At 62.8% G+C, this 24,113-nt stretch carries 23 protein-coding genes; 12 read left to right on the plus strand and 11 right to left on the minus strand.

Features of this window, described 5'->3' with window-relative positions:
- Positions 1–38 precede the first annotated feature (38 nt).
- The 7 genes from ACSQ3G_RS20600 (at position 39) to ccoP (ending at position 6,270) form a co-directional block, all read left to right on the plus strand.
- The gene (locus tag ACSQ3G_RS20600; RefSeq protein WP_105416787.1) at positions 39–863 is read left to right on the plus strand and encodes an ABC transporter permease; all 825 of its coding nucleotides are present in this window, start codon (positions 39–41) and stop codon (positions 861–863) included.
- Positions 860–1,651, plus strand: a complete 792-nt coding sequence (locus tag ACSQ3G_RS20605; protein WP_037086550.1) for an ABC transporter permease — start codon at positions 860–862, stop codon at positions 1,649–1,651. The genes ACSQ3G_RS20600 and ACSQ3G_RS20605 overlap by 4 nt, the downstream gene beginning before the upstream one ends.
- A 6-nt stretch (positions 1,652–1,657) precedes the next feature.
- Positions 1,658–2,716: an ABC transporter ATP-binding protein gene (locus ACSQ3G_RS20610; protein ID WP_436111354.1), complete on the plus strand. Its 1,059-nt coding sequence runs from the start codon at positions 1,658–1,660 to the stop codon at positions 2,714–2,716.
- A gap of 136 nt (positions 2,717–2,852) precedes the next feature.
- Complete coding sequence (gene ccoN / locus ACSQ3G_RS20615) at positions 2,853–4,478, plus strand: cytochrome-c oxidase, cbb3-type subunit I (protein ID WP_436111355.1); 1,626 nt, start codon at positions 2,853–2,855, stop codon at positions 4,476–4,478.
- A gap of 14 nt (positions 4,479–4,492) precedes the next feature.
- Positions 4,493–5,224 carry a cytochrome-c oxidase, cbb3-type subunit II gene (gene ccoO, locus ACSQ3G_RS20620; protein WP_436111356.1) on the plus strand — a complete coding sequence of 244 codons (732 nt, stop codon included), beginning with the start codon at positions 4,493–4,495 and terminating at the stop codon, positions 5,222–5,224.
- Positions 5,225–5,236: 12 nt separating this feature from the next.
- The gene (locus ACSQ3G_RS20625) at positions 5,237–5,389 is read left to right on the plus strand and encodes a CcoQ/FixQ family Cbb3-type cytochrome c oxidase assembly chaperone (protein WP_007762698.1); all 153 of its coding nucleotides are present in this window, start codon (positions 5,237–5,239) and stop codon (positions 5,387–5,389) included.
- A gap of 17 nt (positions 5,390–5,406) precedes the next feature.
- Complete coding sequence (gene ccoP / locus ACSQ3G_RS20630) at positions 5,407–6,270, plus strand: cytochrome-c oxidase, cbb3-type subunit III (protein ID WP_436111755.1); 864 nt, start codon at positions 5,407–5,409, stop codon at positions 6,268–6,270.
- Here ccoP and ACSQ3G_RS20635 read toward each other — a convergent pair whose 3' ends face one another.
- Positions 6,271–6,687 (minus strand): type II toxin-antitoxin system VapC family toxin, encoded by a 417-nt coding sequence (locus tag ACSQ3G_RS20635; RefSeq protein WP_436111357.1) that lies wholly within the window; start codon positions 6,685–6,687, stop codon positions 6,271–6,273.
- Positions 6,677–6,964, minus strand: a complete 288-nt coding sequence (locus ACSQ3G_RS20640) for a hypothetical protein (RefSeq protein ID WP_172723881.1) — start codon at positions 6,962–6,964, stop codon at positions 6,677–6,679. The genes ACSQ3G_RS20635 and ACSQ3G_RS20640 overlap by 11 nt, the downstream gene beginning before the upstream one ends.
- A gap of 142 nt (positions 6,965–7,106) precedes the next feature.
- On the opposite strand from ACSQ3G_RS20640, the gene ccoG reads away from it, so the two are divergent.
- From ccoG to ccoS, 4 genes are read left to right on the plus strand one after another with little or no spacing between them, the layout of a single operon-like run.
- Positions 7,107–8,687 carry a cytochrome c oxidase accessory protein CcoG gene (gene ccoG, locus ACSQ3G_RS20645; RefSeq protein WP_436111358.1) on the plus strand — a complete coding sequence of 527 codons (1,581 nt, stop codon included), beginning with the start codon at positions 7,107–7,109 and terminating at the stop codon, positions 8,685–8,687.
- Positions 8,684–9,193 (plus strand): FixH family protein, encoded by a 510-nt coding sequence (locus tag ACSQ3G_RS20650; RefSeq protein ID WP_436111359.1) that lies wholly within the window; start codon positions 8,684–8,686, stop codon positions 9,191–9,193. Before ccoG ends, ACSQ3G_RS20650 begins: the two co-directional genes overlap by 4 nt.
- Positions 9,190–11,487: a cation-translocating P-type ATPase gene (locus ACSQ3G_RS20655; RefSeq protein ID WP_436111360.1), complete on the plus strand. Its 2,298-nt coding sequence runs from the start codon at positions 9,190–9,192 to the stop codon at positions 11,485–11,487. Before ACSQ3G_RS20650 ends, ACSQ3G_RS20655 begins: the two co-directional genes overlap by 4 nt.
- Positions 11,484–11,630: a cbb3-type cytochrome oxidase assembly protein CcoS gene (gene ccoS / locus ACSQ3G_RS20660; RefSeq protein ID WP_046633456.1), complete on the plus strand. Its 147-nt coding sequence runs from the start codon at positions 11,484–11,486 to the stop codon at positions 11,628–11,630. The genes ACSQ3G_RS20655 and ccoS overlap by 4 nt, the downstream gene beginning before the upstream one ends.
- A 113-nt stretch (positions 11,631–11,743) precedes the next feature.
- On the opposite strand, the gene ACSQ3G_RS20665 is transcribed toward ccoS, so the two are convergent.
- Together ACSQ3G_RS20665 and ACSQ3G_RS20670 are read right to left on the minus strand one after the other, a co-directional pair.
- Positions 11,744–13,666 (minus strand): hybrid sensor histidine kinase/response regulator, encoded by a 1,923-nt coding sequence (locus ACSQ3G_RS20665; protein ID WP_436111361.1) that lies wholly within the window; start codon positions 13,664–13,666, stop codon positions 11,744–11,746.
- 11 nt (positions 13,667–13,677) lie between these two features.
- Entirely contained in the window at positions 13,678–14,433 is a 756-nt protein-coding gene (locus ACSQ3G_RS20670; RefSeq protein WP_436111362.1) for a cyclic nucleotide-binding domain-containing protein, read from the minus strand.
- A 119-nt stretch (positions 14,434–14,552) separates the two neighbouring features.
- Between ACSQ3G_RS20670 and ACSQ3G_RS20675 the strand changes: the two genes are divergently transcribed.
- Positions 14,553–15,278, plus strand: coding sequence for a response regulator (locus ACSQ3G_RS20675; protein ID WP_105416823.1), 726 nt, complete (start codon positions 14,553–14,555; stop codon positions 15,276–15,278).
- On the opposite strand, the gene ACSQ3G_RS20680 is transcribed toward ACSQ3G_RS20675, so the two are convergent.
- The 7 genes from ACSQ3G_RS20680 to ACSQ3G_RS20710 form a co-directional block, all read right to left on the minus strand.
- The gene (locus tag ACSQ3G_RS20680) at positions 15,279–16,442 is read right to left on the minus strand and encodes a CapA family protein (protein ID WP_436111363.1); all 1,164 of its coding nucleotides are present in this window, start codon (positions 16,440–16,442) and stop codon (positions 15,279–15,281) included.
- On the minus strand, positions 16,439–18,343 hold the full coding sequence (locus tag ACSQ3G_RS20685) for a CocE/NonD family hydrolase (RefSeq protein WP_436111364.1): 1,905 nt from the start codon (positions 18,341–18,343) through the stop codon (positions 16,439–16,441). Before ACSQ3G_RS20685 ends, ACSQ3G_RS20680 begins: the two co-directional genes overlap by 4 nt.
- A gap of 117 nt (positions 18,344–18,460) precedes the next feature.
- On the minus strand, positions 18,461–20,035 hold the full coding sequence (locus ACSQ3G_RS20690; protein ID WP_436111365.1) for an ABC transporter substrate-binding protein: 1,575 nt from the start codon (positions 20,033–20,035) through the stop codon (positions 18,461–18,463).
- A gap of 20 nt (positions 20,036–20,055) precedes the next feature.
- Positions 20,056–21,123: an ABC transporter ATP-binding protein gene (locus tag ACSQ3G_RS20695; RefSeq protein ID WP_436111366.1), complete on the minus strand. Its 1,068-nt coding sequence runs from the start codon at positions 21,121–21,123 to the stop codon at positions 20,056–20,058.
- The gene (locus ACSQ3G_RS20700; protein WP_436111367.1) at positions 21,120–22,091 is read right to left on the minus strand and encodes an ABC transporter ATP-binding protein; all 972 of its coding nucleotides are present in this window, start codon (positions 22,089–22,091) and stop codon (positions 21,120–21,122) included. Before ACSQ3G_RS20700 ends, ACSQ3G_RS20695 begins: the two co-directional genes overlap by 4 nt.
- A 5-nt stretch (positions 22,092–22,096) precedes the next feature.
- Positions 22,097–22,996: an ABC transporter permease gene (locus ACSQ3G_RS20705; protein WP_436111368.1), complete on the minus strand. Its 900-nt coding sequence runs from the start codon at positions 22,994–22,996 to the stop codon at positions 22,097–22,099.
- Positions 22,993–23,967, minus strand: coding sequence for an ABC transporter permease (locus tag ACSQ3G_RS20710; RefSeq protein ID WP_046638255.1), 975 nt, complete (start codon positions 23,965–23,967; stop codon positions 22,993–22,995). The genes ACSQ3G_RS20705 and ACSQ3G_RS20710 overlap by 4 nt, the downstream gene beginning before the upstream one ends.
- Between the last annotated feature and the right edge of the window lie 146 nt (positions 23,968–24,113).

The raw sequence follows: 24,113 nt of genomic DNA on the forward strand, positions 1-24,113 counted from the left end.
CACCAACGCGGCGCTCCTGCCTTTGAGAAAGACTGTCGATGAACAAGCTTGCCAGATGGGGTTTGACGATGCCGGCGACGATCGCCGTCGTCCTGCTTCTGGTCATCCCCGTCGTGCTGACGATCGCCACCACATTCGGCGAGGCGGCCGGTCCGTTTTCCACCTATATGGCCTTCTTCAAGAGCGGCTTTCGCATGGCCGTCCTCTACCGAACCCTTCAGGTCGCCCTGATCACCACGGGCATCGCGCTCGTGGTCGGCTTCATCACCGCATATGTCATCGCCCAGATGCCGGGACGTCTGAAGAGCATCATGATCGTCGCCGCGGTCTTTCCGTTGCTGACCGGCGTCGTCGTCCGCTCCTTCGCCTGGCTGATCATCCTCGGCAAGAACGGCATCATCAACAATGCCCTGATGTCGGTCGGGCTGATCGGCGAGCCCCTGTCGATGCTTTACACCCAAGGCTCCGTCATCGTCGCGATGGTCTATCTGTTCGTGCCGCTGATGATCCTGACGCTGGTCGGGGTGCTGGAGGGGATCCCGCGTGACCTGATCGAGGCCGCCGCCTCGCTCGGCGCAAGGCCGGTCCCGACCTTCCTTCAGGTCATCCTGCCGCTTGCAGCCCCCGGCCTCATCGTCGGCGCGGTGCTGGTCTTTACCGGCAGCTTCACCTCCTATGCGACCCCCCAGCTCCTCGGGGGCGAAAAGCAGATGATGATGGGCACCTTCCTCTACCAGCGCGCCATGGTGACCTTCGACTGGGTCGGCGCTTCGACGATCGCCGCCATCATGGTGGTCATAACCATCGGCGTCGTGCTCATCATGAGCCGCATGGCACGCCGGCTCAACCCGATGGCGGTCTGATGGCGACGCGTATTCACCCCCTTCTCGGCGCTTTCGCCATTCTCGTCTTCTTCTTCCTGCTCGCGCCTCTGGTAATCATCGTCGGCTCGGCCCTCAGCGACACGACATTCCTCACCTTCCCGCCGCAGGGGCTGACGCTGCGCTGGTTCGCCAACATCTTCCAGATGGAGGCCTTCCGCCGCACGGCGATCACCAGCCTGCAGGTGGCGCTTCTCGGCACCGGCCTGTCGCTGCTGATCGGCATTCCGGCCGCTTACGCACTCAATCGCTATCGGGTCGAGCTGCCACGCTGGCTCTCGACACTGTTCGTGTTGCCGATCCTGGTGCCGGAAATCGTCTTCGGCTTCGCGCTCCTGAAGTCGATCACGATAGGCCTCGGCCTGCCGGTTTTCATCAGCCTCGTCGTCGGCCATGCTCTGCTGATCCTGCCCTATTCGGTGCGCGTCGTCGGCGCCAGCCTCGCCTCCTTCGATTTCTCGATCGAGGAGGCCGCGAGAAGCCTCGGCTGCCCGCCGCTCAAAACCTTCATGACTGTGGTGCTGCCGAACATCCGCGCCGGCGTCATTGCCGCCTTTATCCTCGCCTTCATCACCTCCATCAACGACGTGTCGGTGTCGGTCTTCCTGACCGGCCCGGGCATCTCGACGCTGCCGATCCAGATTCTCGCGCATATGGAGCAGTTCTTCGACCCGACGATCGCTTCCGTTTCCGTGCTCCTGATGCTGGTGACCGTCGGCGTCATGGCGATCGTCGAAGCGACGCTCGGCCTCACATTCCTCACCAAGTAGGTTACCGTGACCGTATCCCTGACCATCGAAAACCTCTCCGCCCACTACGGAACCACGCAGGTTCTGAAAGACCTGTCGATCTCCGTTGCGGCCGGCGAACTGGTGTCGCTGCTCGGCTCCAGCGGCTGCGGCAAGACGACGACGCTGCGCCTGGTGGCGGGCTTCCTGCAGCCGACCAGCGGCCGGATCAGGCTTGGCGACCGCGATCTGACGACGCTGCCGGCCCATACCCGCAATATCGGTCTCGTCTTCCAGAACTATGCGCTTTTCCCGCACCTGACCGTGCTCGACAATGTCGCCTTCGGCCTGAAGCAGCGTGGCCTCGCCAAGCCGGACCGGACCAGGCGGGCGATGGCGATGCTGGAACGCGTCGGCCTTGCCCCGCTCGCCGACCGCCTGCCGGCAGCGCTGTCCGGCGGCCAGAAACAGCGCGTCGCGCTTGCCCGAGCTCTCGTCATCGAGCCGCCGCTCCTGATGTTCGACGAGCCGCTCTCCAACCTCGATGCCAAGCTCAGGATCGACATGCGCGTCGAAATCCGCCAGCTGCAGCGCGCCAACGGCACGACCTCGCTCTACGTCACCCACGATCAGGAAGAGGCGTTTTCGATCTCCGACCGCGTCGCTATCATGAATGCCGGCCGTATCCTGCAGCTCGATACGCCGGAAGTGCTCTACCAGAAGCCGGCCAACGCCTTCGTCGCCCGCTTCGTCGGCTTCGAGAACCTGATCCGCATGAAGGTCGTCGATCGCCAAGCGGCAATCATCACCGCCGAGGCGACCGGCGGCACGCGGCTTCACCTTTCCCAGGATCTGTTTGGCCCGATCAAGGACGATTTCATTCTGGCCTGCCGCGCCGACGGGCTTGCGGTCCGCCGCGAGGGCGAAGGCATCCCGGCAGTCCTCGGGACGCGCACCTATCTCGGTCGCGCCTATCAATACAAATGCGAAACGGCCGCGGGCGAAATCACCGCCAACGGCCCGCTTTCCGACCCGTTGGATGCCGGTGCCCCGGCGGTGCTCACGCCGCTGCCGGAGCAGTGCTGCATCCTCGATCCGGAAAACTGAACCCGAAATAGAACACGAACGGGCCGTTTGCCGGGGGCGTTGACGCAGGTCAAACCCCCGAAGCGGCCCGTATGTCAGCACATCATGGTCACAATCCTTCAACCGGCAGCGTATTTGCGCTGTGAGGCCAAAGACCATGAATTACGTCTCAGAAACACTCTGGCTGTCGATCGGCACCTTCCTGGCGTTGCTCGCGGCCGCCTACACCCATGACAGCCTGTTTGCGGCCCATATGTGGGTCCTGTTCTTCGTGCTGCTGATCAGCACGACCGTCTTGATGCGCAGGATCTCCTTCGCGCCGCAGCCGCCCGCGATAAGCCTGTCGTCAAAATCCGAATATTTCGACGAGGTGGTGAAATACGGCACCATCGCCACGGTTTTCTGGGGTGTCGTCGGTTTCCTGGTCGGTGTCGTCATCGCACTCCAGCTTGCCTTTCCGGACCTGAACATCGAACCCTGGTTCAATTTCGGCCGCCTGCGACCGCTGCACACATCGGGCGTCGTCTTTGCCTTCGGCGGCAATGCACTGATCACCACGTCGTTTTATGTGGTTCAGCGCACCTGTCGCGCCCGCCTTTTCGGCGGCAATCTCGCTTGGTACGTGTTCTGGGGTTATCAGCTTTTCATCGTCATGGCAGCGACTGGCTATCTGCTCGGCATCACGCAGTCGCGCGAATATGCCGAGCCGGAATGGTATGTGGACCTCTTCCTGACGGTCGTCTGGGTCGCCTATCTCGCCGTGTTCCTCGGTACGATCCTGAAGCGCAAGGAGCCGCATATCTATGTGGCGAACTGGTTCTATCTCGCCTTCATCGTAACCATCGCCATGCTGCACGTGGTGAACAACCTGGCGGTCCCGGTCTCCTTCCTCGGCGTGAAGAGCTACTCGGCCTTTTCGGGCGTCCAGGATGCGCTGACCCAGTGGTGGTACGGACATAACGCGGTCGGTTTCTTCCTGACCGCCGGCTTCCTCGGCATGATGTATTATTTCGTGCCGAAGCAGGTCAATCGCCCGGTCTATTCCTACCGGCTGTCGATCATCCACTTCTGGGCGCTGATCTTCCTCTATATCTGGGCCGGCCCGCATCACCTGCACTATACGGCGCTGCCCGATTGGGCCCAGACGCTTGGCATGGTCTTCTCGATCATGCTCTGGATGCCTTCCTGGGGCGGCATGATCAACGGCCTGATGACGCTCTCGGGCGCCTGGGACAAGATCCGCACCGATCCGATCGTCCGCATGATGATCATCGCCATTGCCTTCTACGGCATGTCGACCTTCGAAGGTCCGATGATGTCGATCAAGGCGGTCAACTCGCTCAGTCACTATACGGACTGGACGATCGGCCATGTGCATTCCGGTGCACTCGGCTGGGTCGGCATGATCACCTTCGGCGCAGTCTATTACATGACGCCCAAGCTCTGGAACCGCGAGCGCCTCTACAGTCTCGACCTCGTCAACTGGCACTTCTGGCTCGCCACCCTCGGCATCGTCGTCTACGCAGCCGTCATGTGGGTCGCCGGCGTCCAGCAGGGCCTGATGTGGCGCGAATACGACAGCCAGGGCTTCCTGGTCTATTCCTTCGCCGAAACGGTCGCGGCCATGTTCCCCTACTACCTGCTGCGTGCGGTGGGCGGTGCCATGTACCTCGCAGGCGGGCTCATCATGGCCTTCAACGTCACCATGACCATCCTCGGTTACCAACGGCAGGAGCGGGTTCGGGGTGGTGCTTCCCCCGCCGCTCTCCAGCCGGCCGAATAAGGAGGGAACCATTCATGTCCATTCTCGACAAACATCACTACATCGAACGCAACGCGACCCTGCTCCTGGTCGGCTCGCTGCTCGTCGTCTCGATCGGCGGCATCGTGGAAATCGCACCGCTCTTCTATCTCGAAAACACCATCGAGAAGGTGGAAGGCATGCGGCCCTATTCGCCGCTCGAGTTGGCCGGGCGCGACATCTACCTTCGCGAAGGCTGTTATGTCTGCCATAGCCAGATGATCCGCCCCTTCCGCGACGAGGTGGAGCGCTACGGTCACTACAGCCTGGCGGCTGAATCCATGTACGACCATCCGTTCCAGTGGGGATCGAAGCGCACAGGCCCCGATCTCGCCCGCGTCGGCGACCGCTATTCGAACGAATGGCACGTCCAGCACCTGATCGAACCGCGCGACGTCGTGCCGGAATCGGTGATGCCGAGCTACGCCTTCCTCAAGGAGACACCGCTCAAGATCACCGACGTCTCCATGGAGCTGAAGGCGAACCGCGCGGTCGGCGTCCCCTATTCGGACGAAATGATAGCGAGCGCCAAGGCGGATCTTTCGGCCCAGGCCGATCCGAACGCCGACACGTCCGGCCTGCTCGCCCGCTATCCCAAGGCCAAGGTCGGCGATTTCGACGGCAATGCCCAGAGCCTCACGGAGATGGATGCGCTGGTCGCCTATCTGCAGATGCTCGGCACGCTGGTCGATTTCTCGACTTATGACGACGCTGCCGGCTACCGCTGAAGGAGCAAGCTCATGGAATTCTACACGGCCATGCGCCACTTCGCCGATAGCTGGGGTCTGCTTGCCATGACCCTGTTCTTCCTCGGCGTTCTCGTCTTCACCTTGCGCCCCGGCGCGAAAGCCTCTGCAGACGAGGCCGCCCGGATCCCTCTGAAGGAGGATTGAACATGCCAGAAAAACATATGGCGGAAAAACATATCGACCAATTGAGCGGTGTTGAGACCACCGGCCACGAGTGGGACGGCATTCGCGAGCTCAACAATCCGCTGCCGCGCTGGTGGCTCTGGACCTTCTATGCCTGCATCCTGTGGTCGGTCGGTTATGCGATCGCCTACCCTTCCATTCCGCTCCTGACCGACGCGACGAAAGGCCTGCTCGGATATTCGAGCCGTGCCGAGCTTGCGGCAGATCTCGATGGTGCCAAGATCGCCCAAGGCGGGATCCTGGAGAAAATCTCCAGTTCGTCGCTGGAAGAGATTGTCGCCGACCCCCAGCTTAGCCAGTTCGCAACCGCAGGCGGCGCGGCCGCCTTCCGCGTCAACTGCACCCCGTGCCACGGCACGGGTGCCGCCGGCGGGCAGGGCTACCCCAATCTCAACGACAACGATTGGCTGTGGGGCGGCGATGTCAACGCTCTTTATCAGACGATCGCCCATGGCATCCGCGATCCCGCCGACGGCGAGACCCGCATTTCGGAAATGCCGGCCTTTACGGATATGCTGAAGCCGGACGAGGTGCGCCAGGTCGCCGCCTACGTGGTGAGCCTCACCGGAACCCCGCGCGATTCAGCGATGGTCGAGCCCGGAAAACAGCTCTTCATCGACAACTGTGTCTCGTGTCATGGTGAGAAGGCCGAGGGCAACCGCGACCTTGGCGGGCCGAGCCTTGCCGACGCGATCTGGCTGAAGGCCCGCGGCGAGGCGGAGATTGCCAGGCAGATCCAGGCCCCGAAACACGGCGTGATGCCGGCCTGGGGAGCCCGCCTCGGAGACGTCGCCGTCAAGCAGCTCGCCGTCTACATTCACTCGCTCGGCGGCGGGGAATGATCAGGCTTCCGCCGACAGATACCGCAGCTCGATACCGGCCGGGGCGCGAATGCCCCGGTCGTTCGTCAGGAAGACGTCGCATCCGAGAGCTTCGGCGGTGGCGACGTGGATGGCATCAATGAGCTTCATGTTGAGTTCGGCGCCGAGGGCGGCGGCGCGTTTGATGAGAGCAAGACTGACGGGTTCGAGTGAGATAAACTCAGCGTTGCTCAAAATGGCGAGGAAAACAGCCGAAACATCCGGAGCATCGCGAGGTACCCCGCGTAGGCATTCACCGAACGTGATCTCGCTGGAAAATAACCTCCATTCACTTCCGATGAAGGCCATCACGGCGTTTTCAGCCAGGGATTTGAACGCGGGCAAACCATCGACGTAGTAGATCAGGACATTGCTGTCGACATAGACCTTACCGGTCATATTGACGATCTTCGCGGAATTCGCGGATTTGGCGATCGATCTCTTCCGCGGATCGGCCAGGACGTCCCAGCGCATCGATCCGCGCAGACATTTCACGGAGGAAAGCCCGCCGTCTCTCTATCTCCGGCCGATCCGGCGCGTCGACGACGGCTGGGGGAAGATCCTTCAGCTTATCGACGACGACCTCTGCACGTGAACGATTGATACGAGCGGCGGCGGCATCAATCCGCGACAGCATCTCGTCATCCACCTCGATTTCCAGCTTATGCAGGCCCATGGTCTTCTCCCGGTTGCGGTGAAGAATAGTGCATTTTGCACGTCCCCGCCAGAATGTCGCGGTCTGCTGCCTTCGCCCGTTGACTTTAGTCAAGGGAGATTGCTCGCCCCGGTGCGAGACTACGGCCACAAAGGATCGGCCAATGAATCTCTACACCGCCTCCCATCTGCAGCAGAACGGTTCTTCCGTTGAGCGCATCGATGTCCAGCCCGTGCATTCGCCGGGCAAGCCGCTTTACGAGAAGCGCAAGAAGATATTTCCCAAAAGGGCCGAAGGGCGCTTCCGTCGCTTCAAATGGCTGGTGATGCTGATAACCCTCGGCATCTATTACCTCACTCCCTGGATCCGCTGGGACCGCGGTCCCTTCGCGCCCGATCAGGCGGTGCTCGTCGATCTTGCCAGCCGCCGTTTTTATTTCTTCTTCATCGAGATCTGGCCGCAGGAATTCTTCTACGTCGCCGGGCTTCTGGTCATGGCCGGTTTCGGCCTTTTCCTGGTGACCTCGGCCGTCGGTCGCGCCTGGTGCGGTTATGCCTGTCCGCAGACGGTCTGGGTTGATCTTTTTCTGGTCGTCGAGCGCTTCATCGAAGGCGACCGCAATGCCCGCATCAAGCTCGACGCCGCGCCCTGGAGCCTCGACAAGCTCTGGAAGCGCGTGGCCAAACACGCCACCTGGCTGACGATCGCGGTCGCGACCGGCGGCGCCTGGATCTTCTATTTCGCCGACGCGCCCTCGCTCGCCTTCGATTTCGTCACCGGCCAGGCGGCACTCATCGCCTATTCGACCGTCGCCACCCTGACGGCCACGACCTACGTGCTCGGCGGACTGCTGCGCGAACAGGTCTGCATCTACATGTGCCCCTGGCCGCGCATCCAGGCCGCCATGCTGGACGAGAGCTCGCTGGTCGTCACTTATAACGACTGGCGCGGCGAGCCGCGCAGCCGCCATGCCAAGAAGGCGGCAGCAGCCGGCCAGCCGGTCGGCGATTGCGTCGATTGCAACGCCTGCGTGGCGGTCTGTCCAATGGGCATCGACATCCGCGAAGGCCAGCAGATGGCTTGCATCACCTGCGCCCTCTGTATCGATGCCTGCGACGGCGTGATGGACAAGATCGGCAAGCCGCGCGGCCTGATCGCTTATGCGACACTCGACGAATACGAGACGAACATGGCGCTTGCGACAAACGGCAGCACGACCGCGATCGAACCGGCACGGGTGCGCAATCCGGACGGTTCCTTCATCGACAAGGTCCGCCACTTCGACTGGAGGGTGATCTTCAGGCTCCGCACGCTGATCTATTTCGGCGTCTGGTCGGCCGTCGGTCTCGGCCTCGTCTTCGCGCTTCTCGCGCGCGACCGGCTGGAGGTCAACGTGCTCCATGATCGCAACCCGCAATTCGTGCTGGAATCGGACGGTTCCATCCGCAACGGCTACACGATCCGGCTGCTCAACATGATCCCGGAGCCGCGCACGATCATGGTCTCGATGGAGGGCCTGCCCGAAGCGACGATGAAGATATCCGGCGTCACGGACGTACCGGGCCGCCTCTTCGCGGTGCAGGTGGAGCCCGACAAGACGCTTGCCTTGAAGGTTTTCGTGACCCTGCCCAAGGATGCCGTTTCCTCCGAGGCCGTCGATTTCCACTTCATCGCCGAGGACCGGTCGAGCCACGAAAAGGACAGCTATTCAGCCGTCTTCAACACACCGGGAGCCAGGAAATGAGCCCGACGAAAATGAACGCGATCCCTGCAAAACCCTTCGTCTTCACCGGCTGGCACATGGTCGGCGTGCTGGTGCTCTTTTTCGGCACCATCATCTCGGTCAATTTCTACATGGCCTATAACGCGGTCACCAGCTGGAGCGGGCTGGTGGCGGAAAACACCTATGTCGCCAGCCAGCAGTTCAACGGCAAGGCGGCCGAGGCGAGGACGTTGACGGCGACCGGCGTCACCGGCCGCATCACCGTCAACGGCTCCAATATCCGTTATGAGGTCTTCCACCCGAAGAACGGGCCGATCGCGGCTGATGCGCTGACGCTGAAGTTCAAGCGTCCGGTCGGCGAACATCAGGATTTCAAACTCGACCTCGTTCCCGTCGGCCAGGGGATATTCGTGGCCACCCATGAAATCCTGCCCGGCCAATGGATCGTTGATGCGAGCGCCATCCGGAACGGCAAGCGCATCCTGCATCAGGCCGAACGCATCTCGGTTTTGAGGGGGGCGGAATGAGCTGCTGCGCGCCCGGAGCCGAAGGCTATTCGGACCATCCGCTTCCGTCCTCCGAGGAGCTGACGCTGTCCAGCCGGTCGATTTCTCCTGGCCTGCGCCAGACCGATCTCAGCGTTCCGCAGGTCCATTGCGGCACCTGCATCGCGACGATCGAAAAGGCACTCAACGCGCTGCCGTCGGTAGAGCGGGCACGGGTCAATCTCTCCACCAAACGCGTCTCGATCGTCTGGCGGGAAAAGGCCGGAGATGATGTCGACACGGATCCGGTCGAGCTGGTCAAGGCGATCGTCGGCGCCACCGGCTACGATGCGCATCTTTTCTCGAATGCCGAGGAGGTCGGCGAAAAGCTGCAGCGCGACCTTATCCGCGCCGTCGCGCTCTGCGGTTTTGCGGCGGCAAACATCATGCTGCTGTCGGTTTCGGTATGGTCGGGCGCCGACGCCTCGACACGCGACATGTTCCATTGGATATCGGCTCTGATCGCCGCGCCGGCGCTGATCTATGGCGGCCGTTTCTTCTATCAGTCGGCCTGGACCGCGCTGCGTCGCCGCCGCACCAACATGGACGTGCCGATCGCGCTCGCCATAACGCTTTCCTATGCGGTGTCGCTCTGGGAAACCATGCATCACGGCCAACATGCCTGGTTCGATGCGACGGTGTCGCTGTTGTTCTTCCTGCTGATCGGCCGCACGCTCGACCATGTCATGCGCGACCGGGCGCGGGCTGCGATCAGCGGCCTTGCACGCCTGTCGCCCCGCGGCGCCACGATTATCGGTGCGGACGGCTCGCGCGACTATCGCCCGGTGGACGAAATACGGCCGGGCGACCGGGTGGCGATTGCGGCCGGTGAGCGGGTGCCGGTCGATGGGCTCGTCGAGAGCGGCGCAAGCGATATCGACCTCTCGATCGTCAACGGCGAAAGCGCGCCGAGGCCGGTCCGTGCCGGAGATATGATACAGGCAGGAACGCTCAACCTCACCGGCTCGCTGGTGCTGAGAGCGACGGCCGCGGCGAGGGATTCCTTCCTGTCCGAAGTCATTTCGCTAATGGAGGCGGCCGAAGGTGGACGGGCGCGCTATCGCCGGATCGCCGATCGTGCAGCGCAATATTATTCTCCGGCCGTCCATTTTCTGGCGCTCGCCGCCTTTCTTGCCTGGGGTTTCATCGGCGGCGACTGGAAACACGCGATGCTGGTGGCAATCGCCGTGCTGATCATCACCTGCCCCTGTGCGCTCGGCCTCGCCGTGCCCGTGGTGCAGGTGGTCGCGGCCGGCCGGCTGTTCCGGAACGGCATCATGGTCAAGGACGGTTCGGCCATGGAACGGCTTGCCGAAATCGACACGGTGCTGTTTGACAAGACCGGCACGCTGACCCTCGGCCGGCCGCGGCTGCTGGATGTCGAGCGGTTCGACAGGAAGCAGCTCGCCTTGGCCGCCGGCCTCGCCGCCCATTCGCGCCACCCTCTCTCCCAGGCGCTGGCGATGGTGGTATCCGGCCCGGTCGCGGTCTTCGAGACCGTCACCGAAATCCCGGGCCTAGGCCTCGAAGCGGTGACACCCGCCGGCGTCTACCGTCTCGGCAACCGCCGCTTCGCTCTGTCAGTGCCGGACGACGGAAGCCCGGGCAATAGCGTGACGGAAACGGTTCTCTCGCTCGACGCCAGGGAGATCGCCACCTTCCGGTTCGATGATTCGCTCCGCCCCGGCGCCCTGACCGCCACGGCATCCCTCGCAGCCAGCGGTTTCGAGACGGGCATACTATCGGGTGACCGGCGCCGGGTGGTTGCCGATCTCGCCATCCGCCTCGGCCTCGAACATTGGCAGGCGGAGCTTTCGCCGAGACAGAAGGCGGAGTTCTGCACCTCGCTCGAAGCAAGTGGCCGCAAGGTGCTGATGGTCGGTGACGGCATCAACGATGCCCCGGCGCTCGCCGCAGCGCATGTTTCGATCGCGCCGGCGACAGCGGCGGACGTCGGCCGTCAGGCCGCCGACTTCGTATTCATGCGCGACAGCCTCGAAGCGGTGCCGCTGGCGATCGATATCTCGCGGCGCGCCGGCCGGTTGATCCGCGAGAATTTTGCGCTCGCCATCGGCTACAATGTCATCGCCGTGCCGATCGCGCTTGCCGGTTATGCGACGCCGCTGATTGCCGCCGTTGCCATGTCCACGTCGTCGATCATCGTCGTCGCCAACGCGCTGCGGCTCAGCGGATCGCGAAGCGCCGCCGAGGCCGAAGCGGCGGCGGAGAGCCACGGCCGAGCAAAAACCCCTCCCGGTGAGGCCCGCGTCGCATGAACATGCTGATCTATCTCATCCCGATCGCACTTTTCCTCGGCGGTCTCGGCCTCTTCGCCTTTCTGTGGTCGCTGAAGAGCGGCCAGTACGACGATCTCGAAGGCGCCTCCTGGCGCGTGCTTCGGGACGACCCGCCGGAATGAACCAGGAATCTTGGACAAGCGCAGGCCCCGATGGGGGTGCCGCCAGCCGCTCAGGCATTTCTTGGGCGATTGTCAAAAAAAGGGCCGCAGATGCAGCCCCTTCGAAACCCTGCTCAGTCCAGCAGTTCGCGAAGCCGCACCGCGAGCTCCCTTGCGGTATACGGCTTCTTTAGCCAGCTACCGGATTGGGCGAGCTCGCGTCCGGCAATGGCAGGTTCCGCATAGCCGGAGGTGAACAATACCTTCATGCCGGGGCGTCTGGCGCGCACTTCGGCCGCCAGTTCGTCGCCCGTCATTCCGCCTGGCATCACGATATCGGTGAAAAGAAGATGGATGCCGTCGTGCTGGCCGAGCTGGTCCAGCGCCTCCTGGCCGTTCGAGGCTTCGATGACACCGTAACCGAGCTGCGTCAGCCGGGACACGGCGATGCGCCTGACGCGAGGATCGTCCTCGACGACGAGGATCTTTTCGGTGCCGCCCGGAATGGTGGCCTGCTTCGAGCCGGCCTCGACGGCAAGCGGACCCGCCGCCTCCGTCTTGCGCGCCACCGGCAGGAAAATTCTGACGCTCGTGCCCTGTCCGGGCTCGCTATAGAGCTGGATATGCCCGCCGGACTGTTTGGCGAAACCGTAGACCATGCTGAGGCCGAGACCTGTTCCCGCGCCCAGGCCCTTGGTGGTGAAGAATGGCTCGAAAGCCTTGTCCTTGACGTCGGAAGGCATGCCGACACCCGTATCGGTGACGGAGATCAGCACGAAATCGCCGGTGCGGACATCGGGATACATCTGCGCATAGTCGACGTCCAGCCTGACGCGGGAGATCTCGATCGTCAGCTTGCCGCCACGCGGCATCGCGTCCCGGGCATTGAGCGTCAGGTTGAGAAGCGCGTTCTGGAGCTGCGATGCATCGACCAGCGCTTCGTTGGAAACGCCGGTCACGGTGGTGCGAAGCTCGATCGTTTCGCCGAGTGTTCGCCGCAGAAGCTCCGAGAAGCCGGAGACGAGATTGCCGACATCTGCGAGCTTCGGGTTGAGCGGCTGGCGCCGTCCGAAGGCCAGAAGCTGGCCTGTCAGTTTGGCGCCGTCTTCCGCAGCACCCTGGGCTTCATGCAGCAGTTCCAGCAGGCCTGCATCTGCGACCTTGTTCTCGATCATCTCCAGATTGCCGCTGATGACGGTGAGAAGATTGTTGAAATCGTGCGCCAGGCCGCCGGTCAGCTGGCCGATCGCTTCCATTTTCTGGGCCTGGCGAAGTTCTTCTTCGATCTTGTGACGGCTGGTGAGGTCGCGGACGAAGCCGGTGAAAATGCGTTTTCCGTTGGTGACAGCCTCGCCGACCGAAAGCTCCATCGGAAATGTGCTCTTGTCCTTGCGCTGCCCGGTCACGACGCGGCCGTAGCCGATGATCCGGCGTTCGCCGGTGGTGAGGTAGCGCGAGATATATCCGTCATGGGCATCGCGATCGGGCGACGGCATCAGCATCTTCACATTCTGCCCGCAGACTTCGTCGGACGAGTAGCCGAACAGCTGCTCGGCGGCGGCGCTGAACGAGGAAATGCAGCCGACCTCGTCGATGACGATCATCGATTCCGGAACCGTGTCCAGAATGGAGCGCAGATGCGCTTCGCGTTCGGCAAGATCGTTCTGCACCCTTTTCATCTCGGTGATATCGTTGTTCGTTTGAATGATGACCGAAGGACCGTCGCTCGATGGATTGACGGCCACCCAGCGGGTCGCCACGAAGACCGGGTGCCCATGCTTGTGATGATGGACGACCTCGCCTTGCCAGGCATGATAGGTCTGGACATGGCGACGAATCTCGTCGAGCGTTTCGGGAAACTGTGTCGCCAGAAGATCGTGAACGACCTTGCCGAGAGCCTCCTCCCGCCGCCAGCCGTAAAGCTGCTCGCAACCTGTCGTCCAGCGGCGGATGACGCCGTCAACGCCATGGACGATAAGGTTGGCATGGTCGAGAAGAAAGGTGACGGCATCGAGTTGGCTTTCCGTCGTGGCTTCGGATCCTGTATTGCCGTTCATATCTTTCCCGTCTAATGGCGCCGTCGCTCACCGAGAGCAATCAGGTCGCGCCGCATGTCTCCACAGTCATCGTCGTCTCCGGCGAGTTGCGCAAGCATCCCCGGTCGCTCGATTCTTATGGAATGACGGGCAGCCGGGTCCAGAACATTCAACACGCCTTTGCCGATAAGCCTGGTGATAGTACGCGAAACGGTCTCGATCGTCAGTCCGAGATAGTCGGCCATGTCCTGCCGGCTCATGGAGAGATCGACGACCGGCTGCGCATTGCGTTCGGCCATCGCGCGTTTCAGGTATCTCAGAAGGAAGGTGCAGAGCCGCTCTTCCGCGCTTTTGCTCGACAGGAGCACCATCTGGTCCTGGGCTGCGGCCATTTCGTCGCAGACGCGGGCAAAGACCTTCGGCCTCAGGCTCTCGGAATTGATGACGGCTGCCTCGAATTGCCGACGCGCCAGCCGACGGACCTTCGCCGTGGTGATGGCTTCCGCAGTGTAGATATAATTATCTCGGAACGACACGCCGATCATATCGCCGGCATGCAGAAACCCTGTAATGACCCGGCGTCCGTCCGAAATGATCCGGAAAACGCGCAGCGTCCCCTCCATGACCTCGAAGATATGCCTGGCCTCGTCGCCCTCGAAAAACAGGGCCTGGCCGGCCGACAGATATTCCACAGGCTGCTTGGCGAACAGCGAATGGAGACAATCCGGTTCGTCGAGCGGTCTTGCTGCTGCCGTGTTGAAGGTCTTCGCATAATCCGTGACAAACATGAAACTGCCCCTATCCGTTTGGTTAAGGCAGTTGACCGAATCCCGGTAACGCGCGAATGCTAGTCGTGTGAAAGACGGTTCTAATTGGTAACAATCTGTAACACGCCGGTTCCCTGTTGATGTCATCCCCCGCAAGCTCAGCCAACATTCTCGTCGTCGACGATGATCCTCGAATTCGTCAGATGCTGACGCGGTATTTCGAGGGCGAGGGATATGCCGTCAGCGCGGTATCCGACGGGCAGGAAATGCGCGCTCAGCTGAAACGGCAGGAGGTCGACATCATCCTCCTCGACCTGTCGTTGCCCGGCGGCCAGGACGGTTTTGACCTTGCCCGGGAAATCCGGATGCAATCGGACGTTCCGATCATGATGCTGACCGGCCGCGACGACGTGGTCGACCGGATTATCGGGATCGAGATCGGTGCAGATGACTATATAGCCAAGCCGTTTCACCTGCGCGAAGTGCATGCGCGGCTGAAATCGATCCTCAGGCGGCGCCAGCCGGCTCAGCCGAAGCAGGAGGAAAACGAGGAGAAGATCGTCCGTTTCGAAGGATGGACGCTCAACCTTTCCAGGCGCCAGCTGCTGTCCAACGAAGATGGCGAAGTTGAGCTGACGACGGGCGAATTCGACATGCTGGCGGCCTTCGTGCAGCATGCGGGCCGGGTGCTGACACGCGATTTCCTGATGGACGCGACGAGGGGGCGGCAGCTCGATGCCTTCGACCGCACGATCGATGCCCAGATCGTCCGGCTGCGCCGCAAGATCGAGGCGGATGCCAAACATCCCCAGCTCATCAAGGCCGTTCGCGGCGTCGGTTACATTTTCACCGGCAAGCTCGGCTGATCAAAAAACGACCTGCCTGTCCGCTGCGGAAAGCCCGGCAAAAGCTCTTTCCCTGATATCGTCCGCATCGGAGCCCTGCAGCGGAACCGGCCCCAAAGGCAGGTCGTGGTCCACGGGCCTGCCGACCGAAATCGGCAGCAATTCAAGTCTTTTGCACGTACCATCATCGGCAAGCGTCAACCGGATCGCGGCGCTGCGCCAGACATCGACGTGCTTTTCGTCATAGGTCGCCGGCCGCCCGGTGTGGAAGACAAAGTTGCCGAGGCCGGCGATGATCACCCGCCCGCGATAAAGGATGAGCGGCTGCATGACCGGCGCGCCGGTACCAAGCACCAGGTCGGCGCCGCAATCGATCAGGCCGCGACAGAGATCGAGCAGCCAGTCGGGCGTCGTTTTCCAGTTCGAATCCCAGTGGTGGCCGTGGAGCGCCACCGCCACCAGATCCCCTATCGCCTTTGCGGCATCGATGCCGTCGACGAGCCGCTGCATGTCCGTCTCGTCCGCCGCCCAGCGTGCGCCGATGGCGTCGCCGGCAGCGACGGGTGTGCCAAAGACCTCCAGTTCCGGGCGCTCGCCCGCATCATAACCCACGGCAGCACGTGCCGCGCCCCGTTTGTCGTCGCCAAGGGTCCCGACGATCCTCTTCAGCGTCTCGAATTCTTCTGCCGGCACGCTCACCGTCCGCTTCATCCGCAACGGGGCAATGCCGCCGCGCTCCGTCGAGGCATAGTTGATGTCCGGCTGCGGCCCGAGATCGACGGAGAAGATGGCAAGCGATTGCTCAGGTCCCGGCACGATGACCGGCGCGGCAGCCTGCTCGATATCCCGCCCGCTGCCGGCAAGCTTCAACCCGGCCGCTTCCACCGCGGCGCGGGTCGAGGCGATGCCCGGCGGGCCGAGGTCGAAGGCGTGGTTGTTGGCATGCGTTACCGCGTGAAAACCGAGTTCCCGGATGGAAACCAGCGCATCCGGGGAAGCCAGATGCAGCGTCTTCGTCTTGGTCGGCCATGCACCGGCAGTCTCCACCGTCGCCTCGAGATTGCCGAAGACCACATCCGCCTCGAGGAAATCCTGGACCTCGGCCTGTCCCTCGCCATGGAGGTCGAGGGGGCCGTGGATCAGGATTTGGCCGGTAACGGCGACGGTCAGCATGGCCTCGTTCATTTCGCGATGGGCTTCAGCGCCGCCATTGCCACTCTACCGACGATCGGCAGGCGGATGGCGGATGCACGCATATCATCGCAGAAAACGGTGTTGCGGGCCACTTGGCTTGTGCGTCCGCGGCCTTCCGGCGCATAGCTATTTGGATTGATGTCGTACTTCGGGAAGTTGGACGAGGAAATGTCCACCCGAATGCGATGACTCCTGGCAAACAAGTTGGCGGTCGCAAACGGCTCGATCGTTACCTTGAACACCTCGCCCTTGACGATCGGCTCCGGCTTTTCGAAGGAGTTGCGGTAGCGGCAGCGGATGATCCCGTCGGTGATGTTGAGCGCGTAGCCGGTCGGGTAATCCTTGCTCGGCGGATAGACGTCGACGAGTTTCGCGGTGAAATCCGTGTCCGGCGCATCCGACGAGACATAAAGTTCGACCGTGATCGGCCCGACCACGGCGACATCTTCGGCGAGCGGCTCGGTCTCGAAGGAGAGCACGTCGGCACGCGCCGAAAGCGGCAGGCCCGGATGTTTCGAGCCGTAGAATTTGTCGCCCTCGCGTTGGTCGAAGCCGCCGCCTTCGAAGATCGGCTGTCCGCTCGTCAGCGATCCGCCGATGGTCGGAACCGGGTTCTTCGGGTCGAAGTCGTAGGTGAAGGGGGAAGCCTCCGCCTTCGGCCTGTCGGTCGAAAGCGAGCCGTTTTCATGGATATAGTAATTTCGGAATTCCGTTCCCGGCAGCGGCCAGTCGGCCGCCTCGATCCAGTGCCCGCCGTGATCCAGCCGGCCGTCCGCGTTGCGCGTGCCCGACCCGCCGCCCATCACGAAGGCCCGCACCACCGGTTCCTGCGCAACCGTATTGTCCTTGCCCTTCAGCCAGTGGTCGAACCAGTTGCGGCGGAAGGATAGCCAGCTTTCCATGACATTGCCGTCAAGCGGCGCCGTCGGCCCGAAGGAGGTGTCGCCGGCGAGCGTCGCATTGCGGTTGCCGTGCAGCCAAGGCCCCATGATCAGCTGCAGCGGCCGGCTGTCCTTGCCGGAAAGTCCGCGATAGTTGTCGAGCGTTGATTTCACATAGGCGTCGTACCAGCTCGACATCAGCACGACAGGCACTTCCGGAAAAGTCTCGTAGAAACCTTCCATGTAAAGCCCGACCCGGCGCCAGCTTTCGTCGAACGTGCCGCTGCGCCACTGGTCGAGCAGGTAGCTTTCATATTCCGGCATCCAGCGCACGGGGGAATTGCCTTCGCTCCAGGGCATGACGTTGAACCATGCGTGAAGGTCCTCCGCTTCGATCGCGGCACGGGCAAACTCGTTGCCCTCGCCGATCGCCTGGTTGTAGGCCCAGGTCGCCTGCTTCAGTTCGAATGCGCCGCCCTGGCGGATGCCGCACTGATAGGCGTTCGAAAATCCGCCCGAATCCATCACCATGCAGGCAAGCCCCGGCGGGTTGAGGCAGGCGAGCGCCGCTTGAGTATGCGCCGCGTAGGAAAGGCCCATCGTCCCGAACTGGCCGTTTGACCAGGCCTGTTCCACCAGCCAGTGGGCGGTATCGTAACCGTCGGCCGCTTCTGAAATGTATTTGCTGAACTCGCCCTCGGAATTGTAGCGGCCGCGGCAATCCTGGTAGATCACGGCATATCCCGCCCGGACGAAATAACTGGCCACCTCATGGCGCTTCATCGGCTCCGCCATGCCCACTTCGATCTCGGAACGTGAGCGCTCCGCCTTGCCGTAGGGCGTGCGTTCCATGATCGCCGGAAGCCGGCCTTCGATCGCCTTGCCGTCCTTGGCCGGCCGGTAGACGTCGGTCGCCAGCCTCACGCCGTCGCGCGTCGTCACCATCACATCCCGTTCGACGACCACGTCGTCGGCAATCACCTCGAAGCGCGATGGCGTCAGAGTATCCATGTCCATATCCTCGAATTTGCAAATCAATTCCGGGCCAGCCCCACCACACGTCAGGCCGGCCCGGGGTATGCCGCGGCTCCAGGAGAGAGGGCCGCAGCAAACCGTTGAGCGGAAGGCTTACTTGGCGATGCCGGCGAGCGTCGCGGCGGTGTCTTCCGTCATGTTGGCGACATAGGAGAGGTTCGCCTTGCCGGCCCAGTGAACCTTCTGCCAGTAGAGCGGGATGACTGGAATGTCGGAAAAGACCAGCTTGGTCGCCTTCTGCAGCAGTTCCACGCGCTTGTTGACGTCGAATTCGGCGGTGGCGGCACGCATCGCATCGTCGAAGGCCGGGTTCGAATATTTCGTCCGGTTGAACGAACCGGTGCCTGCGTCCTTGTTGGCCGTCATCAGCAGGTTGCGAAGACCCGTGGCGGAGGTCGGCGTAGAGTTGCCGAGCGAGAAGATGAAGGCGGAGAATTCGCCGGCCCCGGCACCCTTGGTGTAGACGTTATAGGGCTGGGCGACGACGCCGTTCACCTTCAGGCCGCCGCGCGCGAACATCTGGCCGAGCGCCTGCGCCACTTCCGCATCACCCGGGAAGCGGTCGTTGGAGGTGTGGATGGTGATGCCGAAACCGTCCTTGTAGCCGGCTTCCGCAAGCAGCTTCTTGGCGTTCTCGGCGTTCATAGCGGGTGCCGCGATCGACGGATCGTTGCCGGCGACGCCCTTCGGAACCAGCTGGCCTGCAGCTTCCGCCGAACCGTCGAGAATCCGGTCGATGATCAGCTGGCGGTTGACCAGCTCGGAGAGCGCCTGGCGGACCTTGATATCCTTCAGCGGGTTCTTGTCGAGCGGCTTGCCTTCCTTGTCGGTGATGAAGGGCGTCTTGTCGCGGGCGCTGTCGAGCGCCAGGTAGATCATCCGGGACGAGGGGATCGAGAAGACCTTGAGACCGGAGATCCCCTGGAGGGTCTTCACGTCGCCGGGCGGCACGGCGTCGATCAGGTCGACGGAGCCGGAGCGGAGGGCCGCGACGCGCGAGGCGTCGTTCGAGATGAACTTGATCGTGACGTTGTCGAAATCCTGTTTCTTGCCCCAGAAGGCATCGTTGCGGGTGAGGGCCAAGTTGTCGCCTGGCGTCCAGGACTTAAACTTGTAGGCGCCGGTGCCGATCGCCGCCTTGCCGCTGTTGAAGTCCTCGATCGAAGCGCCTTCCGCGACCTTCTTTTCGACGATGTAGACGAAGCCGACCTGTTCGATGAAATCGGGCGTCGGCTTCTTGGTCTTGATTTCGACGGTCAGCTTGTCGATCGCCTTCATGCTGTCGATCGCCCCGACATTGCCGGAGAACGGCGCCGGGCTGTTCGGGATATCCTTGGCGCGGGTGAGCGAGAAGATCACGTCCTCTGATGTCAGCGGGTTGCCGTCGTGGAATTTGACGCCGTCGCGCAGTTTGATCTGCCAGGTCAGCGGCTCGACATTTGTCCAGGAGACGGCAAGCGCCGGCTCGACATTGATTGCCGGGTCGGTCTGCACCAGGCGGTCGAAGACCTGCATGGCGATGTTCTGGTTGTTGCCGGTGCGCGAAAACTGCGGATCGATCGCGGACGGCTCGGTGGCGCTGCCGAGTATCAGGTCGGCGGCCTGAGCCGAGCTCAGCGCGATGACCGAGGCCGCAACCCCGGCCAGGAGAAATTTCATCGGTTTCATTATGTCTGTTCCCTTCCTTTTTAGATGGCCGGTTCGGCCGTCGCGTTTGTTGTCTGATGGGCGGCAAGATCGTTCAGGTGGCAGGCGCTGACATGACGACCAGCGACCTTGGCCGCGTTTTCCTTCAAGACCGGCCGTTCCACGCGGCAGCGGTCGAAAGCCTTGGGACAGCGGGGATGGAAATGGCATCCCGCCGGCGGATGGAGCGGCGAGGGGATCTCGCCCTTGATCGGCGTGAACACCCGGCGGCGATCGGTGACGGACGGCAGTTCGCGGATCAGCGCCTGGGTGTAGGGATGTTTCGGATTGTCGAAGAGCTCGTCAGGCGTGGCGCTTTCCACCACGCGGCCGAGATACATGACCACCACCCGATCGCAGATATGTTTGACGACGCCGAGGTCGTGGCTGATGAACAGGTAGGTCAGCCCGAATTCTTGTCTCAGGTCCATGAACAGGTTGAGGATCTGCGCCTGGATCGACACGTCGAGGGCAGCGACGGATTCGTCGCAGACGAGCAGCTTCGGCTTTACCGCGAGCGCCCGGGCAATGCCGATACGCTGCCGCTGGCCGCCGGAAAACTGGTGCGGGTAGCGGTCCAGATAAGACGGATCGAGGCCGACACGCGTCACCAGTGCGGCCACATAATCCCGCATCTCCCGGCCCTTGACGATGCCGTGCACCTTGGGCGCCTCGCCGATCAGGTCGAGAACCCGCTTGCGCGGATTGAGCGTCGACATCGGGTCCTGGAAGATCATCTGGGCGGAAAGCCGCATGGCGCGTTTGTCGTCACCCTGCAGCGAAGTCAGCGGCCGGCCCTTCCAGCGTACCTCGCCGCCGCTCGCGGGCATGATGCCGGCCATCACCCGGCCGAGCGTCGATTTCCCGCAGCCCGATTCGCCGACGAGGCCGACCACCTCGCCCGGATAGACCGCAAGATTGACTTCGTCGACCGCATGTACGGTCTTCTCCTCGAGTCCCGCCCCGAAGACTTTGGCAATCTTTTCCGCATAGTCGAGCTTGCGGGAAAACCGCCGGCTGACATCCACGGCTTCTACGAGGGGCACGGCTTCCATGAGCGGGTTCGTCATGCGGCGCTCCAGAGATGAGGGTGGAAACAGCGGAACTCGCGGCCGGCGGCGATCGACCGTATCGGCTCGGTGGCGCAGATATCGGTGGCCCGGGCGCAGCGGTCACGGAAGGCGCAGCCGGAAGGACGAGACAGCGGCGAGGGTGCGAAACCGGGGATCGGCCGAAGCGGTTCACCGCGCGGCACCGCGGCAGGCACGGCGCTGAGCAGGCCGGACGTATAGGGATGGCGCGGCGCGGTGAGCACCCCATCGACCTGCCCCGCCTCGACGATGCGGCCCGCATACATGACCATGATCCGGTCCGCGAGCGCTGCGACGACACCGAGATCGTGGCTGATCCAGATCAGCGCCATGCCGAATTCGGCGGCCAGCCGCTTGATCTCGAACAGGATCTGCGACTGGATCGTCACGTCGAGCGCCGTCGTCGGTTCGTCGGCGATGATCAGGTCCGGCCGGTGCAGGAGGGCAATCGCGATCGCCACGCGCTGGCGCATGCCGCCGGAAAACTGGTGCGGATAGGAATCGAGCCGCTCCTCCGGCGAAGGAATGCCGACGAGGCCCAGTGCATCGCGAGCCCGGGCGCGGGCTTCCGTGCGGGAGACCCTGTCATGCGCCTGCACCGTTTCGATCATCTGGGTGGCGACCGAGAGAACCGGGTTCAGCGTCATCATCGGGTCCTGGAAGATCATCGCGATGCGCTTGCCCCGGATCGTCCGCATGGCGCCCGGCGACATCTTCAGGAGGTCGTCGCCGTTGAACAGGATCTGGCCGCTGACCACCCGCCCGGGCGGGTCGACGAGGCCGAGGATCGAGAACCCGGTGATCGACTTGCCGGAGCCGGATTCGCCGACCAGCCCGACGATCTCGCGCTCACCGACCGTGAAGCTCACGTCATCGACGGCCTTCAAGATCCCGCGGCGGGTCATGAAATGGGTGGAAAGGTTTTTGACTTCGAGGACCGGTGTCATCGCGCTCACCTTTCACCAAGTCGGGGGTTGAGGACTTCGCGCAGCCGGTCCCCGACGATGTTGATCGAAAAGACCAGGACGAGCAGAAGCACGCCCGGATAGACGCTGATCCAGTATTCGCCGGACATCAGGAGCTGATAACCGTTGGCGATCAGCAGCCCGAGCGACGGCTCGGTGATCGGCAGGCCGATGCCGAGGAAGGAGAGGGTCGCTTCCGCCGAAATGGCGTTCGCCACCTGCAGCATGCCGATGACGATCAGCGGCGGCAGACAGTTCGGCAGGATATGGCCGATCAGGATCCGCGGCGTCCCGATGCCGAGCGTCACCGCGGCCTCGACATAGTCCTTGTTCTTCTCGACAAGCGCAGCACTCCTGACGGCGCGGGCAAATGTCGCCCATTGCACCAGGATCAGCGCGAAGATCACCTTCCAGAGCCCCTGGCCCAGCAGCGCCAGCAGCATCAGCGCCACGAGGATGGTCGGAAAGCCGAGCATCAGGTCGACGACGCGCATGATCAGCGTGTCGATACGCCCTCCGAAATAGGCGGCGATCAGGCCGAGCACCGTGCCGACCAGAAGCGCGACGATACCTGAGAATACGCCGACGCCGAGGCTGGTGCGCAGGCCATAGATCATCGCCGAGAACATGTCGCGGCCCTGGCCGTCGGTGCCGAGCCAGTAGTTCATGCCGTCCATGCTTTGCGAGCCGGGCGGCAGCTTGGAATCGAGGATGTCCAGCACCGCGAGATCGAACGGGTTCTGGGGCGTCAGATAGGGGCCGATGACTGCGGCAAACAGCAGGATGACGCAGACGACGGCGGCAACGACCGCCTTGGGGCTGCGGCCGATGCCGGTTACCAGGCGGCCGAGCAGCATGTCTTCGGCGAAAAGAGCGCGGGCGGTCATTGGGCGCCTCCGAGCCGGACGCGGGGATCGACCAGCGAATAGAGCACGTCGACGACGAAATTGATGAAGATGAATAGGCTGACGATGACCAGCAGGTAGGCGACCACGACAGGCCGGTCGAGCCGCATGATGCTGTCGATCAGCAGCTTGCCGATTCCCGGCCATGCGAAGATCGTCTCCGTCACCACCGCGAAGGCGAGCATGCTGCCGAGCTCCAGGCCGATCACGGTGATCAGCGGGATCAGGATGTTCTTGAACACATGGACGAAAACGATGCGTCGCTCGGAAATGCCCTTGGCGCGCGCGAACTTGACGAAATCGAGCGGCATCGTCTCGCGCACGCCGGTGCGGGTGAGGCGGATCACCAGCGAAAGCTTGAACAGCGACAGGTTGATCGCCGGCAGGATCAGGTGAGTGAGGCCGTCGAGCGTAAACAGGCTGGAACGGAGCCCCAGAAATTCGCCCATCTGGCCGCGCCCGGTGGACGGCAGCCAGCCGAGCCACACGGAAAAGATCATGATCAGCATCATGCCCTGCCAGAAGCTCGGCAGAGAGAAGCCGAAGATCGAGCCGGTCATGATCACTTCGTCGGTGGCGGTGTTCGGCTTCAAGCCGGACAGGAGGCCGAGCGGGATACCGAGCAGGAGCGCGAAGACGAGGCCGGTCAGCGTCAGCTCGAGCGTCGCCGGCAGGCGTTCGAAGATCAGGCTGATGGACGGACGGTTGAAGACGAAGGAGCGGCCGAGGTCACCGTGCAGCGCGTTCCAGGCAAAAGTGAAGAACTGTTCCCAGAGCGGCTTGTCGAGCCCGAGCGAGGCGACGACCTGAGCGCGTTCCGCCGGGCTTGCATCCGGCGAGATCAGCATTTCAGCCGGATCGCCGATCGCATAGATACCGATGAAGACGATAACCGCGGTGACGCAGAGGACGGCGATGCTCTGCAGGAAGCGACGGATAACGAAAACCGTCATAGCCTGCGCTCCTGCTTACCCTTCGTCCCGCAGGGACAGAGAATTCTCATGAAGACGTTCCCTTTTTCTCGTTGTTGAGGCCGACGATAGCTGGCGGCGCGGGATGCGCAATATTATGCGCGGAATGCATGGTCCTATGCGTTTTG

The sequence above is a fragment of the Neorhizobium tomejilense genome, from assembly GCF_964254135.1.
Lineage (GTDB): Bacteria > Pseudomonadota > Alphaproteobacteria > Rhizobiales > Rhizobiaceae > Neorhizobium > Neorhizobium tomejilense.